This is a genomic window from Pseudoalteromonas sp. Cn5-37 (assembly GCF_021532495.1).
Lineage (GTDB): Bacteria > Pseudomonadota > Gammaproteobacteria > Enterobacterales > Alteromonadaceae > Pseudoalteromonas > Pseudoalteromonas simplex.
The window spans coordinates 38394-55191 of the sequence record NZ_JAKGBA010000011.1 but is presented as its reverse complement, the minus strand read 5'-3'; the positions used below and the strand labels follow the sequence as shown (position 1 = coordinate 55191).

General features: G+C 43.4%; 11 protein-coding genes. 4 read left to right on the top strand and 7 right to left on the bottom strand.

Going from position 1 to position 16798, the window contains the following annotated elements; all coding sequences use genetic code 11:
- The first annotated feature begins 335 nt into the window (after positions 1–335).
- The 3 genes from L1266_RS13780 (at position 336) to L1266_RS13770 (ending at position 5146) form a co-directional block, all read left to right on the top strand.
- Entirely contained in the window at positions 336–3755 is a 3420-nt protein-coding gene (locus tag L1266_RS13780; protein WP_235377727.1) for a LamG-like jellyroll fold domain-containing protein, read from the top strand.
- A gap of 52 nt (positions 3756–3807) precedes the next feature.
- Complete coding sequence (locus L1266_RS13775; protein ID WP_235372522.1) at positions 3808–4305, top strand: hypothetical protein; 498 nt, start codon at positions 3808–3810, stop codon at positions 4303–4305.
- Positions 4306–4711: 406 nt separating this feature from the next.
- Positions 4712–5146, top strand: a complete 435-nt coding sequence (locus tag L1266_RS13770) for a DUF4019 domain-containing protein (RefSeq protein WP_235372521.1) — start codon at positions 4712–4714, stop codon at positions 5144–5146.
- A 258-nt stretch (positions 5147–5404) separates the two neighbouring features.
- Here L1266_RS13770 and L1266_RS13765 read toward each other — a convergent pair whose 3' ends face one another.
- The 6 genes from L1266_RS13765 to L1266_RS13740 form a co-directional block, all read right to left on the bottom strand.
- A complete protein-coding gene (locus L1266_RS13765; protein ID WP_235377726.1) occupies positions 5405–7351 on the bottom strand; it encodes a family 43 glycosylhydrolase in 1947 nt (648 codons plus the stop codon).
- A gap of 12 nt (positions 7352–7363) precedes the next feature.
- Entirely contained in the window at positions 7364–8575 is a 1212-nt protein-coding gene (locus tag L1266_RS13760; RefSeq protein ID WP_063700834.1) for an aldose epimerase family protein, read from the bottom strand.
- Between the two features lie 71 nt (positions 8576–8646).
- A complete protein-coding gene (locus L1266_RS13755; RefSeq protein ID WP_235377725.1) occupies positions 8647–9231 on the bottom strand; it encodes an HAD family hydrolase in 585 nt (194 codons plus the stop codon).
- 136 nt (positions 9232–9367) lie between these two features.
- On the bottom strand, positions 9368–10867 hold the full coding sequence (araA, locus tag L1266_RS13750; protein ID WP_235377724.1) for an L-arabinose isomerase: 1500 nt from the start codon (positions 10865–10867) through the stop codon (positions 9368–9370).
- A 23-nt stretch (positions 10868–10890) separates the two neighbouring features.
- Positions 10891–11586, bottom strand: coding sequence for an L-ribulose-5-phosphate 4-epimerase (locus L1266_RS13745; RefSeq protein WP_054552270.1), 696 nt, complete (start codon positions 11584–11586; stop codon positions 10891–10893).
- Positions 11583–13235 (bottom strand): ribulokinase, encoded by a 1653-nt coding sequence (locus L1266_RS13740; protein WP_235377723.1) that lies wholly within the window; start codon positions 13233–13235, stop codon positions 11583–11585. The genes L1266_RS13745 and L1266_RS13740 overlap by 4 nt, the downstream gene beginning before the upstream one ends.
- Before the next feature lie 231 nt (positions 13236–13466).
- On the opposite strand from L1266_RS13740, the gene tal reads away from it, so the two are divergent.
- Complete coding sequence (gene tal / locus L1266_RS13735) at positions 13467–14420, top strand: transaldolase (RefSeq protein WP_235377722.1); 954 nt, start codon at positions 13467–13469, stop codon at positions 14418–14420.
- Positions 14421–14539: 119 nt separating this feature from the next.
- Here tal and tkt read toward each other — a convergent pair whose 3' ends face one another.
- Entirely contained in the window at positions 14540–16540 is a 2001-nt protein-coding gene (tkt, locus tag L1266_RS13730; RefSeq protein ID WP_235377721.1) for a transketolase, read from the bottom strand.
- Positions 16541–16798 lie beyond the last annotated feature (258 nt).

The window sequence follows — 16798 nt, the reverse complement described above, 5'->3', positions numbered from 1 at the left end:
AGAGCCCTTTTTAATGTTCAAATGTAATACAAATAAACAAATTTAACGGAAAATCCTCTCTTTCAGATAAGTAAAAAACTTCCCTAATAGCGCAAAAATACCGAAAAAAACGCCAAAAATGACAACTTGAGAAAATTAAAATCACACTGTACATATTGTAAACACTGATACTTCATGTTTACATACCAATTACCTTTGCAAAAGTATTTGCACATTTTAAATCATACTATAAAATTACAATACTACGTTCTTATTAGTTTGATATAGGCACGCGGCAATTTTATTGACAACAATCGAATAAAAAAATGAATCCCAGTTTCAAGAGGACACATAAAATGAAATTAAATAAATTAGCCATGGTCATAGCCTGCTCTTTGGCTGTTACAGGTTGTGGCAAAGAAGATGGTACTAAGCTTGACACAGCACCAGCGGTTGCCGACCCGCAAAGTGCGAAACCGACAGTAAGCAGCAGTGTTGAATACACTGAATCTGGTAGCGTAATGGTTACCAATGTAAGCGTGCACGATCCTTCTGTCGTTAAAGTTGACGACACATATTATATTTTTGGTTCACACCTTGCTGCCGCTAAATCAACTGATCTCTTGAACTGGGAAATGATTTCGAGCCTTTCAGCTAACGCAGCCGTTAATGAAAGCCCATTATTCGATTACAACTACACAGGTGAAATTGCCGAAGGTATTGAATGGACAGACGGTTTTACAGGAAACTGGGCTGCCGATGTAATCAAAGCGCCAAATGGTAAATTTTGGTTCTACTATAACCACTGCGCACAAGATAACCCAGATACCGCAGATGTGGTTGATGAAGTGTGCTGGAACCGCTCTTACCTTGGTTTAGCTGAAGCTGACAATATTGAAGGCCCATATAAAAACAAAGGTATTTTCTTACGCAGTGGCTATCGCTCAGAAGCTGAATTTACAGCTTACCCACTTGATAACGGCCAAACAACATGGAATGGTGCCGTTGATCCTAACGCAATCGATCCAGCCGCATTCTATGATGCTGACGGCAAACTTTGGATGGTTTACGGTTCATACTCTGGCGGTATTTTCGTGCTAGCAATGGACGAAGAAACGGGTATGCCAGAAGCTGGTCAAGGCTATGGTAAAAAGCTAGTAGGCGGCGACTTCCGTGCAATGGAAGGTGCATTTGTTATGTACAGCCCAGAAAGTGAATACTACTACTTATTCTACTCAGTAGCTGGTTTTGCGCTAAATGATGGTTACAACATTCGTGTTGCTCGTTCTAAAACACCAGATGGTCCTTACCTAGATAACGCAAGCAACGATATTTCAACATTGGGCGGCTTAGAAGTTGGTGAAAAACTAATGGGCGGCTTTGAGTACACGCAAGAACTTGGCGAAACAGCACCAGCATGGGGCTACCAATCACCAGGTCATAACTCAGCTTACTACGATGAAGCGACAGGTCGTCATATCTTAGTTACGCATACGCGCTTCCCGCAAACATCGACTGAGTTCCCAACCATTTCAGAAGCGCACCAAGTTCGCGTACATGAAATGTTTATAAACTCATTAGGTTGGCCTATGGCTTCACCGCAGCGCTATGTGCCGCTTGAAGGCGACAACATGGTTGTGGCGGATGAACTTTATGGTTATTACAAATTTATCAACCATGGTAACGATGTAAATACAGATGCTATTCGTTCAATGCATATTGCTTTAAACGAAGATCACTCAGTAACCGGTGATGATCCAGGCATCTGGTACATGATTGATGACTCAAATATTAAACTTGAGTTAGATTCAGGTACTTACTTTGGCGTGGCTAAATGGCAATGGGATGATGCAACTAAAGCAATAGCTGTTACTGTATCAGCTACATCAAGCGAAGGCGCTACCATTTGGGCAAGTAAACGAGATGAAATCACAGATACAGCAAACGTTCTGGGCACTGTTCAAGAAGCACTTGATATCAAAACTGAATTATCAATCGCTGACGAAGGCTACTCATTACCAACCAAAGGTAAAGACGGTGCTGCAATTAACTGGGAAAGTAGTGATGAATACTACATCACCAGTGAAGGCTCAGTATTCATTCCAACCCCAGATCGCGGTGATAAAGCGGTTACTTTAACGGCTAATATCTCTTTAAACGGCGAGAGCACAACCAAAACATTTAATGTAAACCTAGAAGCGCGCCCAGAATTTAAAAATGCGATTGCACACTATGCATTTGAAGATTCACTCAGTGATGGTTTAGGTAACCTGGATGATGCGGGTGTAACAGATAACAACCTATTAAATGTGGGTGCTGGTACAGCTGCATACGCAGAAGGTAAAACAGGTAAAGCATTTAACTTTGACGGTGCAACGGGCGTACGTTTACCTGATGAGTTAGTAACAGGTGATGAGTACACTATTTCGTACTGGTTTAAGCCAACAGTACTGACTAACTTCACGCCTACATTCTTCGCATCAACGTCTGATGCACGTTGGATGAGCTTGATCCCAGGTAGTACACACTTTACAACAACACCAATGCTTTGGAGCCGCTATTTAGCTGATGATGGCACAGATATGTGGAACCAAATCATCTCTGACTCACCAGCGGTAATGGATTGGAATCATATTGCCATCACTTATGCTAATGGCACAGCAACACTTTATCGTGATGGTGTCCTTTCTGGTACTATGCCTCGCCCTGATTTTTTTAGCACACAAACAGGTAACTTTGCGCTGGGTGTGAACTACGGTTGGGACTTACCTTTCCAAGGTCAAATTGATGAGTTTATCGTCTATGACTACGCGCTAAACGGCCTAGATATTAATGGTGCGGCTATCAATAACCTGACAGATCCAACTAAATTCGAGAGCTTCATTACTGATGCGCTTGATTTAGGTGATGTTTCTGCAGTACGTGATAGCTTTGAATTACCACGAGTAGGTCCATTTGTATCTGGTATTAGCTGGACGTCAAACAACGAAGAGTACTTAAAACCGGTTAATGGCACAGCTGTTGTTACACAACCTAGCGCATCTGCTGGCGACCAAGTTGTAACATTAACTGCAACCATTAAGTACAAAGACTTTACGGATACTAAGTCATTCGATGTAACCTTAAAATCACTTGCACCTGCTGAATACAGCTTCGAAGGTGACCTAAGTGCATTAAACGGTGCGTATGCAGCGGGTAAATCAACGGGTGGTTTCATCAATAATACAGGCGGTAGCGTAAGCTATGTTGACGGTGTAATTGGTCAAGCAGTATTCCTAGAAGGTTCAGGTGTTCGTTTACCGGATAACCTAATCACGACTAATGACTACTCTGTATCTATGTGGCTTAAACCAGAAAGCTTCACAGATTACACAACAGCGTTCTTTGCCGGCGCAAGTGCAAACGCATGGTTAAGTTATGTACCATCGATGGCAGGCTCAGCGCTAACGCGTTTATGGGCAAATAACGGTGCCTTCTTCGATAATGCAGAACTAGATAGCCGTATTCCAGCAAAAGAATGGACACATGTTGCATTCACTGTTGATGGTACGAACGGTGATGTACTGAAGATGTATGTTAATGGTGAACTACAGCTAGAAACCGATGGCTTCCCACGTGTATTCACGGTTCCTGGTGAAACAAATGAGTTTGCTCTAGGTGTTAACTACTGGGATACGCCATACCACGGTGCTATCGATGAACTGAAAATTTTCAACGGTGCGATTAGCGCTGAAGAAATAAAAGCACTCTTTGATGCAGCTGCTGCACAAGAGTAACAAAGTGAGGTGAGCTGCCTCACCTCAACTATTTGTTGTCTGGAAAGGCCGGGTGAAAACCCGGCTTTTTTCTAAAGCTTTAGTACCTTTTGCCGATACATACATATCATTCACTTTCATCGCTCTCATTATGGCTATTAACTCATTAGCAAGTGCGTTAACTAACTCAAACGCAGATACAGCAAGCAGTAATACCAACTCAAAAGTAGGCTACAAACTCAGCAACCAAGAAATGAATAAGCTCTCTGGTCGTGAAGTAGAGCCCGCTCAAAAAGAAGAAGTATCTAGCGAACTCCCCGCACATATTCGCAAAATGGTTGAACAACTTGAAAAGCTCAAAGAACAACTCGAACTTGCCAAAGAGCAATTAGCCAAACTGCAAGCACTCAAAAACCAAGAAGATGAAACTGTAAAAGTGCAAGTTGAAACACAGACCAAGATGGTTATGGAAATCCAAACGCAAATAATGTCTCTTAGCCAATCAATTAGCGATGCGCTAAAAGAAGCTGGTATTAGCGATCCCGGAGTGCTAATGAGTGTGTTAGTTTGATGAAGGCTTTGAGCTTTAAGTCTCAAGATTTGCTCTTGCAACTTTCCCCTAGCTCACTCCTCATATAACACCCAAAAGTGAGTCAAAACCCAGTGAATATGCGGGCTCTGAAATATCGAGTGCGGAAATACGAAACTTCCTTTGCGGCTAAAATCAGTTATCTCATCTGTCATCCAGGCACACTACCACAATAGAGAAAAGTTAAACATTTAACTTTAAAATCAAAGCCATAACATTAAGAAAACAAAAGATTTAACCTTCTAATAAGTTCGAAATTAAAGCTCTCCTAGAATTAAATCAAAGCTTAACCTTATCAAAACCCCGCTGAGCAATACTTTATTAGTATAGAAATTAGCCAACTCAATCGTACTATGGACTCCCCCTATCAACGAAGTGAGGGCGTGTTATGCGTCAAATTTTATTACTTTCTGTAAATGGATTTACGCTACAAAGGTTTTTATTAATGACATGTCTTTGGGTGTGCTTTTTTGCCACAGCCGATGAAACAAACCCAATTCTTACCGCAAGATCATGGTTAACTTTAGTGGACAATGCTGAATATATAAAAAGCTGGGAACAAACTGATCCACAATTTAAAGCAAAGACTCCACAAACAAAATGGCTTAAAGCATTAGATTACGCGCGAGTTCCTCTTGGTAGAGTGATGTCTAGAACTTACTTTTCCACTTCAGAGTATTCATCACTTTCGGGATTACCTGATGGCGAGTATTTAGTTATTAAATTTAAAACCGAATTCATTAATCAAGACAGTGCCATGGAAACAATCAGTTTGAGTAAAAATAATGGCCAGTGGCAACCTTTAGGTTATTTTATTAATTAGGAGTTTGTAAAGGTTGAGATGGATTATGTTGGGTTTCGCTTCGCTCAAACCAACCTACCCGAAGAATGAGTAGGGCAAGTAATATGGTAGGCGTCACGCTTGCTTGGCACGTCATGAAATCAACACTCTACGAGCAGACAGACATATCGCCAACATACCCCACCGCTCAGCTAAAAACTGACAGCTGAAGGCTGACAGCCACAAAAAAGCCACTCATAAATGAAGTGGCTTTGGTTGAGTCGATTTTTTACTTATAACTTAATTTGGTTCACGCAAATGGAACACTTGGCACTTATTACCTAAATCAGGTTGTTGTGCGAAGTTAGTGTTTTCAGCTAAACCACAGTTACTTAAGCCAAGCGCTTGTTTTGTGTAGCGGTTGATAAGCATCACACCACCACCTTCTACTGGAGCAATGCGCCACTGTGCTGTTTTCGCCGCACAAGAAGCCATCTCTACGTTGGCACCTGGTACTAAGGCGTTATCAGCCACCACAGCACAGAAATCGCTGTCAGCGCTTTGTTTAAGGCTTACATAGCCTGTATCTGTTGGTGTGAAGAACCATTGCTGTGCATCTTTATGCGTGTAAGCTTGTTGCTCAACATTGGTACCCGCTTTAACCGTACCAGCCACGCTAAGTGCTTTACCACTTTGTTGGCTTAATACTACAACACTGCCCATAGGGCGTAATTGCCAGTCGCCACACGCTGTAGCGTCGCTTTGCTGTAAAACCGCTTGGTTTTGTGCAGCAGAACAACCAGCAACCGCTAATGGCTTGCCTGTGTAACGGTTGGTAATAGAGACATTACCATCTGTACTTGGTGCTACTTTCCATTGCTGGCAGAAGTTATTACGCCATGCTGCAGATTGTACTTTAGCGTTATCTGCGTCATTACAGCTTTCAAGCTCTAAGAACTTGCTGTCTTCACGGTTAGCTAAACGAACAAAACCATCTGTTGTTGCATCAATAACCCATTGACCATTGGTGCTTGCACACTGACGTTGCACAGCACGTGCATCTTGTGGATCAGCTGCGATGTCTAAACATAAGCCACTTGTTGCATTCACTAATTGATAGCGCTGACCTTGTACTCGCGTTACCAGTGGACCGTATTCACCTGATGGCGGAGCTACTTCAACGCCTGGTGTTAATGGTTTACCAAAGCTTGGCGTGCCATCGTCGTTCCAAGTAAATTTTTGCGCACGTAATGAACGAGTCGCACTACAACCGTGCTCTACCGAATCATTACCGTGATAAACTAACCAGTCTTCTGTACCGTCTGGCGATGTGAAAAAGCCGTTGTGACCTGGGCCAAACACTTCTTCTGTACGCTCAAATACTGGCTTGTCGTATTTTTTCCAGCTGCTCGCTTTAAGCGGATCGTCACCAACAAGCTCAAGCATACCTAGTTTGTAATCTGGGGTATTACAGAAGCTTGCTGAGTACGTCATAAACGTACGACCATTGTGCTGTAAAATTTCAGCACCTTCAGTTACTTTACGACCACTGATTTCCCAATCTAGCTCAGGGCGGGTAATCACCGTATGCGGTGAGTTCTCTTTCAGTGTCCACGGATCTTCCATTTCAGCAATAATGTTTAATTGCTGATCACCCTGCCATTGTGAGTAGATCACATATAGCTTGTCTTTGTACGTTAGGTAGTTACCGTCGATGTTCCATACGTTAGGCATTAATGCGCCCTTGTATTCATATGGACCCATAGGATCGTCACCGGCACTTTCTAATACGTTTAAGTGTTGGTTATCTAAAGTGCCATCAGTACCAGCTGTGTACATCATGTACCAACGGTAGCCGTTTGGCCCTTTTAGACGATGGAATTCAAACGCCCAGAAGTTACAGCAACGCTCAGGGTTCGAATCAGACCAAACATTGATAGGTGTTGCATCAGCAAGGCCCGCTAATGTTGGTGATTTACGCATCACTAACTCAGAAGTCCACGTTGTTGTAGTTAGGTAATAGTTACCATCCCAATACTCAAGCCATGGATCGGCGCCATTTGGGAAAAGAGGATTAGTAAAAATACCATTATCTTGGATTGGCGCTTTTGTTGTGGCTGCGACATCTGCTTTGGCTGTGTTGTCTTCAGCCGTAGTCTGACAGCCCGTCAGAGCGCCAAACGACAAGGCAAATAGGCTAGCTAAACCAGCCTTTTGCATTGCGTTTTTAAGCTTTGTTGTTTTCACGTTTGTGTTCCTTTATTTTGTACCAAATTCGTACACGATGCGTGTTGAATACACGTCACCTGGCAGTAATGTTGTGCTTGGGAACGTTGGCTGATTAGGTGCATCAGGGAAATGCTGTGGCTCTAAACAAAAACCACTTCTAAAATTATGCACTAAGCCAGACGCTTGCTGAGTACTACCGTCTAAGAAGTTACCTGAATAAAACTGTACTGCAGGCTCTTCTGTGTAAACTGTTAACGTACGGCCAGAGTTTGCTTCGTAAACCGTAGCAGCTTCTACAAGTTCATTGCTTGGCGTGTCTTTAAGCACAAAGTTATGGTCATAACCTTTACCAAGTTTCAGTTGTTCGTTGCTTGCTTTGATATCTTGACCAATTGCTTTAGCAGTACGGAAGTCAAACGGTGTGCCAGCCACATCCATCAACTCACCAGTTGGGATCAAGCCGCCATCCACAGGCGTAATTGCTTTTGCGTTAATTTGCATTTGGTGATCAAGAATGTCGCCTTTACCCGCTAGGTTAAAGTAGCTGTGCTGCGTCATATTGATGATGGTCGGCTTGCTTGTTGTAGCAATAAACTGCATATCTAGCGTGTTGTTGTTCGTTAGCGTGTAAGTCACTTCTGTCGTCACTTCACCCGGGTAACCTTGGTCACCATCAGGGCTCACTAAACTTAAGGTAACACCTGCGCTGTTTTGCGTCGTGAACGGTGTCATGTTCCATACTTTCTTATCAAAGCCTTGCACACCACCATGTAAATGGTTGTCACCATCGTTAGTCGCTAATTGGTATTCAGTGCCATTTAAGGTGAATTTACCGTTTGCGATACGGTTACCAAAACGACCGATGATTGCACCGTAGTAAGTTGTCGCTTTTGTGTACGCTTCTAGGTTATCTAAACCCAGTACAATATTACCCATTTCGCCTTTTGCATCTGGCGTTTCAATACGCGTGATAATGCCGCCGTAGTTAATCACATCAACGCTAATACCATTGCTGTTAGTCAACGTTACTTGATTAACTGGGGTCTGATCAGCAAGTACGCCATAGGCCGTCATTGATGCTGAAGGGGAAGTCGTCATATTGTCTCCTTGATGAGCACACGCTGGTGTAAGGGCAATCCCACATGTCACCAACAATGCATAAAGCCCGCGCGACTTTTTCGTGTTCGAACTGGCTGTTTGATGAGTTGTTTTTAAACCTTGGAAAACACATTGCAATGACATATGAATAACCTTTTTGTAATTGTATTTATAGTTTTATAATACAAATACAGGTGTCATTGCAAATTTAATCGCTAAAGTTGGATTTTGCCGTCTTTCACCATGATGCAATCCATCCCCGCACTTTTGGCGGCTTGGTAGCCAATTTGCGTGTCTTCAAACACCACACATTGACTTGGTTCAACACCTAAAAGCGCTGCCACTTTTAAGAATGTTTCTGGGTTCGGCTTGCCTTTACTAACATCACTGGCAGTCACTAAGGCACCAATTTTATTAATTAAATTCGTATCCGTTAGATGATCAATTGCATGTTTGCGATCAGCCCCCGTACCCACGCCCATTGGCAATACACCATGGTACTTTTCAAGTACTGCGACGGTTTCGTCAATCACCAGCGGTTGGTGCTGTAAATCAACCCAAAACTGGTGTTTATCTTTTGCCACAACCATAGGGTCATGATCTAAACCAAATTTTTCGTTAAGCATTTCAATTGTTTTAACGGTCGGAATGCCGCCTAAGCTATACATGTAGTCGTAATCGAATGGATACCCATAGGCTTCGCAAGCTTTCTGCCATGCCTGTAAGTGACTGCCCATTGAGTCAATTAAGGTGCCATCCATATCAAAAATAATGCCTTGGTAGGCGCTTAAATCGATCATATCTACTCCTAAAAAGTTTCGCTTCACAATAGCATAAGCCAGCGAAGAGCGTGGCTCATCACTGGCTTAATCGACAACAAAATTTGGGGTGAACGTGCTCACACACAGCACGTTCTAGTACATAAAGTACTAATTCTTACAGGCCACGTTTTAGCATGTAGTAAGCTGCGTTATGACGAAGCTCTGTTTTGAAACCACGGATCGTCGTATCGTTATCGATGATCATCGTTTCAACGCCAGCCATTTCAGCAAAATCGATAATCATATCGGTTGTTACTGCTTGGCTGTATGCAGTGTGGTGTGCACCACCGGCGTGGATCCATGCAGCTGATGCTACAGATAGATTTGGTTTTGGTTCCCAAAGCGCTGAAGCAACAGGTAAGTGAGGTAAATCAGCTGGCGGAGCCACTGTGTCTACTTCGTTAATTAGAATACGGAAACGGTTACCCATATCAATTGGTGATACGTTGATTGCAGCACCTGGTTTTGCAGTAAACAATAAACGACCTACATCACATTTCACACCAATAGTGTGCTGGTGAACTTCAAGACGTGGTTTTTGCGCTGCAATTGAAGGACACACTTCTAACATGTGTGCGCCAAGTACTTGGTCAGTCTCACCCATGTTGTAAGTGTAGTCTTCCATGAATGAACAACCACCTTCACGGCCTTCACCCATTACTTTCATGATGCGAACCATAGCAGCTGTTTTCCAGTCACCCTCACCACCGTAACCATAGCCTTTCGACATTAGGCGCTGTGTAGCAAGACCCGGAAGACCAGAAAGACCTGATAAGTCTTCAAAACAGTTTGTGAATGCTTTAAAGCCGCCTTTCTCTAAGAAACGCTCCATACCAAGCTCTAAGCGAGCTTCGTTGCGTAGCATTTTCACTGCGTAATCGTCTTGTAGAGTTTCGTCAGCGATCACGTAGTCTTGCTTATAAAGCTCTAATTGTGCATCGATTTCGTCTTCTGTGATAGTATCAACCACTTTTACAAGCTCAGCGACACCAAACGCATGTACTTCATAACCAAACGTAATTTGCGCTGAAACTTTGTTACCTTCAGTCACTGCAACTTGACGCATGTTGTCGCCAAAACGCGCAACTTTAAGTGTTTGGCTTTCTGCCCAACCTTTTGCCGCACGACACCAGTCATCTAACTGCTGTTGTACGTCAGCACGTTGCCAGTGACCTGCAACAACTTTACGCTCTTTACGCATTACAGTACCGATGAAACCGAACTCACGGTCACCGTGTGCACTTTGGTGCGTATTCATGTAGTTCATGTTGATTTCAGACCAAGGAAGGGCTGCATTGAACTGAGTATGAAGGTGTAACCAAGGCTTACGTAATTCGCTTAGGCCAGCAATCCACATTTTCGCAGGTGAGAAAGTGTGCATCCATAATACTAAGCCAACACAGTTAGGATCCGTATTTGCCGCTTGGCAAACAGCGTGAATTTCTTCAGGTGACTTAACGGTAGGCTTACATACCAAGTTTACTGGTAGATTAGCTTCGCTGTTTAAGCCCGCTACAATTGCTTCGCTGTCTTTGGCAACCGTTTCTAACACCTTAGGACCATAAAGATGTTGTGAGCCGGTAACAAACCAGACTTCTTTCGTCATCGTCGTCATGTCAATAATCCTCTAAATTCTTGCTATTTGCTCTGACCGTAATACGCGTTTTTACCGTGCTTACGTAGATAATGTTTATCCATCACAGCTTTTTTAAGTTCAGCTGCGTGTGGATCTAAAGTGCGTGTTAAATACGCCATGCGTGCAATCTCTTCGAGTAGCGCGGCATGGTATACAGACTGAGCGGCATCTTTACCCCACGTGAAAGGCGCATGACCCGCAACAATCACCATAGGTGCAGCTTTCGGATCGCGGTCTTGATACGCATCAGTAATTTGAATACCGGTTTCTAATTCATAATCGCCATTCACTTGCTCATCGGTTAGCTCACGAGTGCAGGTGATGTCACCGTGTACATAGTCAGCGTGAGTTGTGCCAAGGCAAGGAATGCTTTGTTTTGCTTGCGCCCATGCAGTTGCATAGGTCGAATGCGTGTGTGTTACACCGCCAATTGCATCGAAGTGGCGATATAAATGAACATGCGTTTTAGTGTCAGAAGACGGACGCATAGACCCTTCAACAATGTTGTTTTCAAGGTCGACGATCACCATGTCGTCGGCTTTCATTTGGTCGTACGATACACCACTTGGTTTAATCGCAATTACGCCTTTGTCGCGGTCGATTTGCGATACGTTACCAAAGGTATAAATCACTAAGCCACGACGTTGCAGCTCCATGTTCGCTTCATAGACTTCACGTTTTAGTTCAGTAAAACTCATGCTTTGTCTCCGTTTACATAGCTTGCAAGTGCTTGGTAGTTAGCATAAAGCTCGTCATACACAGCAACGCGCTCAGGGTTTGGTAAGTACTGATGACATACTGACGACGCCATTACTTTTTGAGCATCTGCCACTGTTGCGTGCTCACCTGCAGCAACCGCAGCCATAATTGCCGCACCCAATGCACAGCTTTGCTCACTTTCTAAAACGTCGATTGGACAGTTCCAAACATCAGCACAGGTTTGCATTACGTAGTCTGATTTTTTAGAAATACCGCCGATAACAACCACAGACTCGATTGGCACGCCTTCGCTACGGAAACGCTCAGTGATAGCACGTGCGCCAAAGGCTGTTGCTTCAACAAGCGCTTTGAAGAACTTAGGTGCATCAGTGCCCATTTTTAAGCCTGTTAATGCCATGGCAACGCTTTGGTCAGCATCTGGCGTACGACGACCATTTACCCAATCAAGCGCAGTTACATCGTTGCTTGTTACAGGCAGTGCTGCCGCCGCTTTTGATAGATCAACTAAGATTGAATCTTCTAGCTTGTTAACTAACGCTTGTTCAGCGTCAGATAGATTTGTAAGTTGGCGAGTTGGCCAAAGTACTAGGTTTTTGAACCATGCGTATAAATCACCAAACGCAGATTGACCGGCTTCTAAGCCAACCATTCCAGGGATCACTGAGCCATCAACTTGACCACAAATACCTTTAACGCAAGTATCACCTAGTTGCTCTATAGACGTTACTGTGATGTCACAGGTTGAGGTACCCATTACTTTAGTTAGAACGCCAGGACGAACATTGGCTGCTACTGCGCCCATGTGACAGTCAAATGCACCGTAACCAATTACCATACCTTGTGGTAAACCTAGCTTCTCGGCCCACTCAGCAGTTAAGTTGCCAGCAACTTGGTCGCTTGGCTCTGTCGTTGCATTTAACGTATCAACAACACCATCTAATAGTGGATCGATATTGCTGAAGAAACTGTTTGGTGGGAAACCGCCCCACTGCTCGTTCCACATTTGTTTGTGGCCCGTTGCACAACGCCCTAGCTTTAATACTTCAGGGTGAGTTGTGCCACACATTAGCGCGGTCATCCAATCGCAGTGTTCAACCCATGAATAAGTGGCTGCTTTTACACTGCTATCAACGCGGAAAATATGTAATGCTTTGGCCCAGTACCACTCAGAAGAGTAAATACCACCCATATGTGAAAGGTAGTTCACATCGTTGTTAGTGGCAGCTGCAGTGATTTCATTTGCTTCTTTAATAGACGTGTGGTCTTTCCACAAAATGAACATTGCATTTGGGTTTTCTGCAAATTCTTCCGTTAATGCCAGTGGTGTACCTTGGCTATTAATTGCCACAGGCGTTGAGCCAGTTGTATCAAAGCTCATACCCACTACTTTGTCTGCAGTACCCGCTGGAACTTGTGACCATAGACCATTAACTACTTCTACAAGGCTATCAATATAGTCTTGTGGATGCTGACGAAACTGATCCTTACTTGGGTCACAATATAAGCCTTGTGCCCAGCGCGGGTAGTTTACTAAATGGCTGGCAAGTTCTTCACCAGTCGCAACATCAACGAGTAATGCTCTTACCGAGTCTGACCCGTAGTCTAATCCCAACGTATAACGAGACATAATTACCTTTCACTAATTGCTTACTAACATTGTTAGTCATTATCTTTATTTGTATGATAATATCAACAATACCAGATTGTAAAGGTATTATAAAAATATTATTAACAGGATTATTTGCTGCTGGCGGGCGATTTATTGCGCAGTTTCTCTGGAAGATTAGATTGTTTTTTCAGCACAAATAATAGGTTAAAGCCACTACATTAACTTTTGTATGATAAGAATGGGATAACTATGTCTAGTCAATTAGAACAACTTAAAGCAGTGACAACCGTTGTTGCTGACACGGGTGATTTTGAAGCAATCAACGAATATAAACCGCAAGATGCAACAACAAACCCATCACTAATCTTAAACGCGATTCAAATTGAGAAATATCGCCCACTTGCTACCGAAGTCGTATCATGGGCAAAAGCACAAAGCAGTGACGCAGCTGAAGTTGTAACAAAAGCAGCTGATAAGCTAGCGGTATTAATTGGCTCTAAATTAATGGAGCAAGTGCCGGGTTTAATTTCAACAGAAGTGGATGCGCGTTTATCATTTGATACTCAAGCAACTGTTGATAAAGCACTTGAGCTTGTTGCTCTATATAAAGAGCAAGGTATCGACACATCGCGCGTGTTAATCAAAATTGCTTCAACATGGGAAGGTATTCAAGCGGCTAAAGTACTTGAAGCGCAAGGTATCCGTTGTAACCTAACGCTGGTATTTGCATTTGCTCAAGCACGTGCTTGTGCCGAAGTGGGTGCTTACCTAATTTCACCATTCGTTGGTCGTATTCTTGACTGGTACAAAGCACAAGATTCAAGCGCTGATTTCGACGGTGCTAACGATCCGGGCGTTAAGTCAGTAACGCATATCTACAACTACTTCAAAAAGCACGGCTACGAAACGATTGTAATGGGCGCAAGCTTCCGTAACATCGGTGAAATCCAAGAATTAGCAGGTTGTGACCGCTTAACTATCAGCCCTAAGTTACTTGCTGAACTAGCTGCAACTGAGACACCGTTAACTCAAAAGCTATTACCAGCAACAGAAAAAGCTGAAGCGCCAGCAGCCATGACTGAGCAAGCTTTCCGCTGGGAAATGAATGAAGATGCTATGGCAACTGAAAAGCTAAGCCAAGGTATTCGTCAGTTCGCAATTGACCAAGAGAAACTAGAGTCAATCTTAAGCGAGTTAGTTTAAACCGATTGTTTAAGCAGCAAAAAGCCCGCAAACCAAAGTTTGCGGGCTTTTTTATTGTCTGCCTTTTAGTAAAAGCAGGCTTATCGTGTTGCGATTACGATAATTTTTTACCAGTCATTTTATTCAGCAAGTAATGCGTTTGCTTTTGCAACTAGATTTGCCACTGTGAAACCAAAGTGCTCAAGCAATACTGCGCCAGGCGCTGACTCACCAAATGTGTCCATGCCTAGTACATCACCATCTTGGCCAACATACTTGAACCAGAAGTCACGGTGTGCAGCTTCAACAGCAATCTTAGGTGTACCCGCTGGTAACACGCTTTGACGGTATGCTTTATCTTGGCTATCAAACTGATTCGTTGATGGCATAGATACCACGCGAACTTGTTTGCCTTGTGCTTTTAGCTCAGCAGCAGCATTCACAGCTAACTCTACCTCAGAACCCGTTGCAATAAGAATAAGCTCTGCAGCTTGTTCGCTATCAACAAGTACATAGCCCCCTTTTGCAATGTCAGCAACTTGCTGTGCATCACGTGCCATTGCTCTGGTACCCTGACGGCTGAAGATCAGTGAACTTGGGCCTGTTTCTTTTAATAACGCTTGGCGCCAAGCTACCGCTGTTTCAGTTTCATCACATGGACGCCATGCAGTCATATTTGGTGTCATGCGAAGGTTAGCGATTTGCTCGATTGGTTGGTGAGTTGGGCCATCTTCACCTTGACCGATTGAATCATGGGTATACACAAAAATGCTCTGTGCTTTCATTAATGCTGCCATACGTACAGCATTACGTGCGTATTCCATAAACATTAAGAAGGTTGCGCCAAATGGAATGAAACCACCATGTAATGCAATACCATTCATGATTGCGCTCATACCAAACTCACGTACGCCATAGAACACGTAGTTACCATCAGCAGCATCTTGTAAACCTTTTGCTTCTGGCCATAAGGTTAAGTTAGAACCAGCAAGGTCGGCAGAGCCACCCATTAGTTCAGGAAGCTGGTTAGCAAAGAAGGTGATTGCATTTTGTGATGCTTTACGTGTCGCAATGTTTTGCATGTCGGCTTGGCATTTAGCAATGTACTCATCAGCTAATTCAGCGAAGTTAGCTGGTAATGCTTTTTCAAGAACACGACGTGTATATTCTTTTGCAAGTTCAGGATGTGCTTTGCTATAAGCTGCAAACTTTTGCTGCCATGCACCTTCAAGCTCTTGGCCTTTTGCTTGGGTATTCCACTCGTTATAAACCTCTTGAGGAACTTCAAATGCAGGGTGCGGCCAGTTTAGCTGCTCACGTACTGCAGCGATTTCGTCGTGACCCAGTGGTGCACCGTGACAGTCGTGGCTGCCTGATTTGTTTGGCGAGCCAAAACCAATCACTGTTTTACAACAGATTAGTGTTGGTTGCGCAGTGTTGCTTTGTGCCGCTTCGATTGCACCCGCAATTGCATTCATATCGTGACCATCAACATCACGGATAACTTGCCAGCCGTAAGATTCAAAACGTGCAGGCGTATCGTCGGTGAACCAACCTTCTACTTCACCATCGATTGAGATGCCATTGTCATCCCAAAATGCGATTAGCTTGCCTAGACCTAACGTACCTGCCAGCGAACATGCTTCGTGCGAGATACCTTCCATTAAACAGCCGTCACCCATGAAGCAGTAAGTGAAGTGATCAACAATATCAAACTTTGGCTTATTGAATTGCGCTGCTAAGGTTTTTTCAGCGATTGCCATACCAACTGCGTTAGCAATACCAGAACCTAATGGGCCTGTCGTTGTTTCAACACCCGGCGTATAACCATATTCTGGGTGACCCGGTGTTTTAGAGTGAAGCTGACGGAATTGCTTAATATCTTCAATACTTACGTCGTAACCGCTAAGGTGTAACAATGCATATTGAAGCATTGAACCATGGCCATTTGATAACACAAAGCGGTCACGGTTAGACCAGTCTGGGTTTAATGGGTTATGACGGTGAAAGTTTTGCCACAATACAGCTGCAATATCAGCCATACCCATAGGCGCACCTGGGTGGCCAGAGTTAGCTTGTTGAACGGCATCGACAGCAAGTATGCGAATAGCATTTGCAGATTGAGAACTAGGCAGAGTCATCTTATTAGCTTCCTGTTAATATTATAATATAAATAATATCGCAAAAAGAAGCTAAAATGGCAACTCAATAAATGTTATGCAGACTGTAAAAACGAAAAGGTTGGCCAATAACCAACCTTTTTATATCAATTCGCTTAATTAAGTGATCTATTTCTAGGCAATTACTCTGCATCCATGCAGTTGTAAATAACACATTTTTAACGCAGATAGCGACTACTTAAACCTATCGAAATGATTAATTATTATTGCGGGATTGAT

Coding starts and splice junctions, on each gene's coding strand:
- tal (WP_235377722.1), top strand. CDS start 13,467: ATGTCTAGTCAATTAGAACAACTTAAAGCAGTGACAACCGTTGTTGCT.
- araA (WP_235377724.1), bottom strand. CDS start 10,867: ATGACGACGATGACGAAAGAAGTCTGGTTTGTTACCGGCTCACAACAT.
- L1266_RS13755 (WP_235377725.1), bottom strand. CDS start 9,231: ATGATCGATTTAAGCGCCTACCAAGGCATTATTTTTGATATGGATGGC.
- L1266_RS13740 (WP_235377723.1), bottom strand. CDS start 13,235: ATGTCTCGTTATACGTTGGGATTAGACTACGGGTCAGACTCGGTAAGA.
- L1266_RS13780 (WP_235377727.1), top strand. CDS start 336: ATGAAATTAAATAAATTAGCCATGGTCATAGCCTGCTCTTTGGCTGTT.
- L1266_RS13760 (WP_063700834.1), bottom strand. CDS start 8,575: ATGTCATTGCAATGTGTTTTCCAAGGTTTAAAAACAACTCATCAAACA.
- tkt (WP_235377721.1), bottom strand. CDS start 16,540: ATGACTCTGCCTAGTTCTCAATCTGCAAATGCTATTCGCATACTTGCT.
- L1266_RS13745 (WP_054552270.1), bottom strand. CDS start 11,586: ATGAGTTTTACTGAACTAAAACGTGAAGTCTATGAAGCGAACATGGAG.
- L1266_RS13770 (WP_235372521.1), top strand. CDS start 4,712: ATGCGTCAAATTTTATTACTTTCTGTAAATGGATTTACGCTACAAAGG.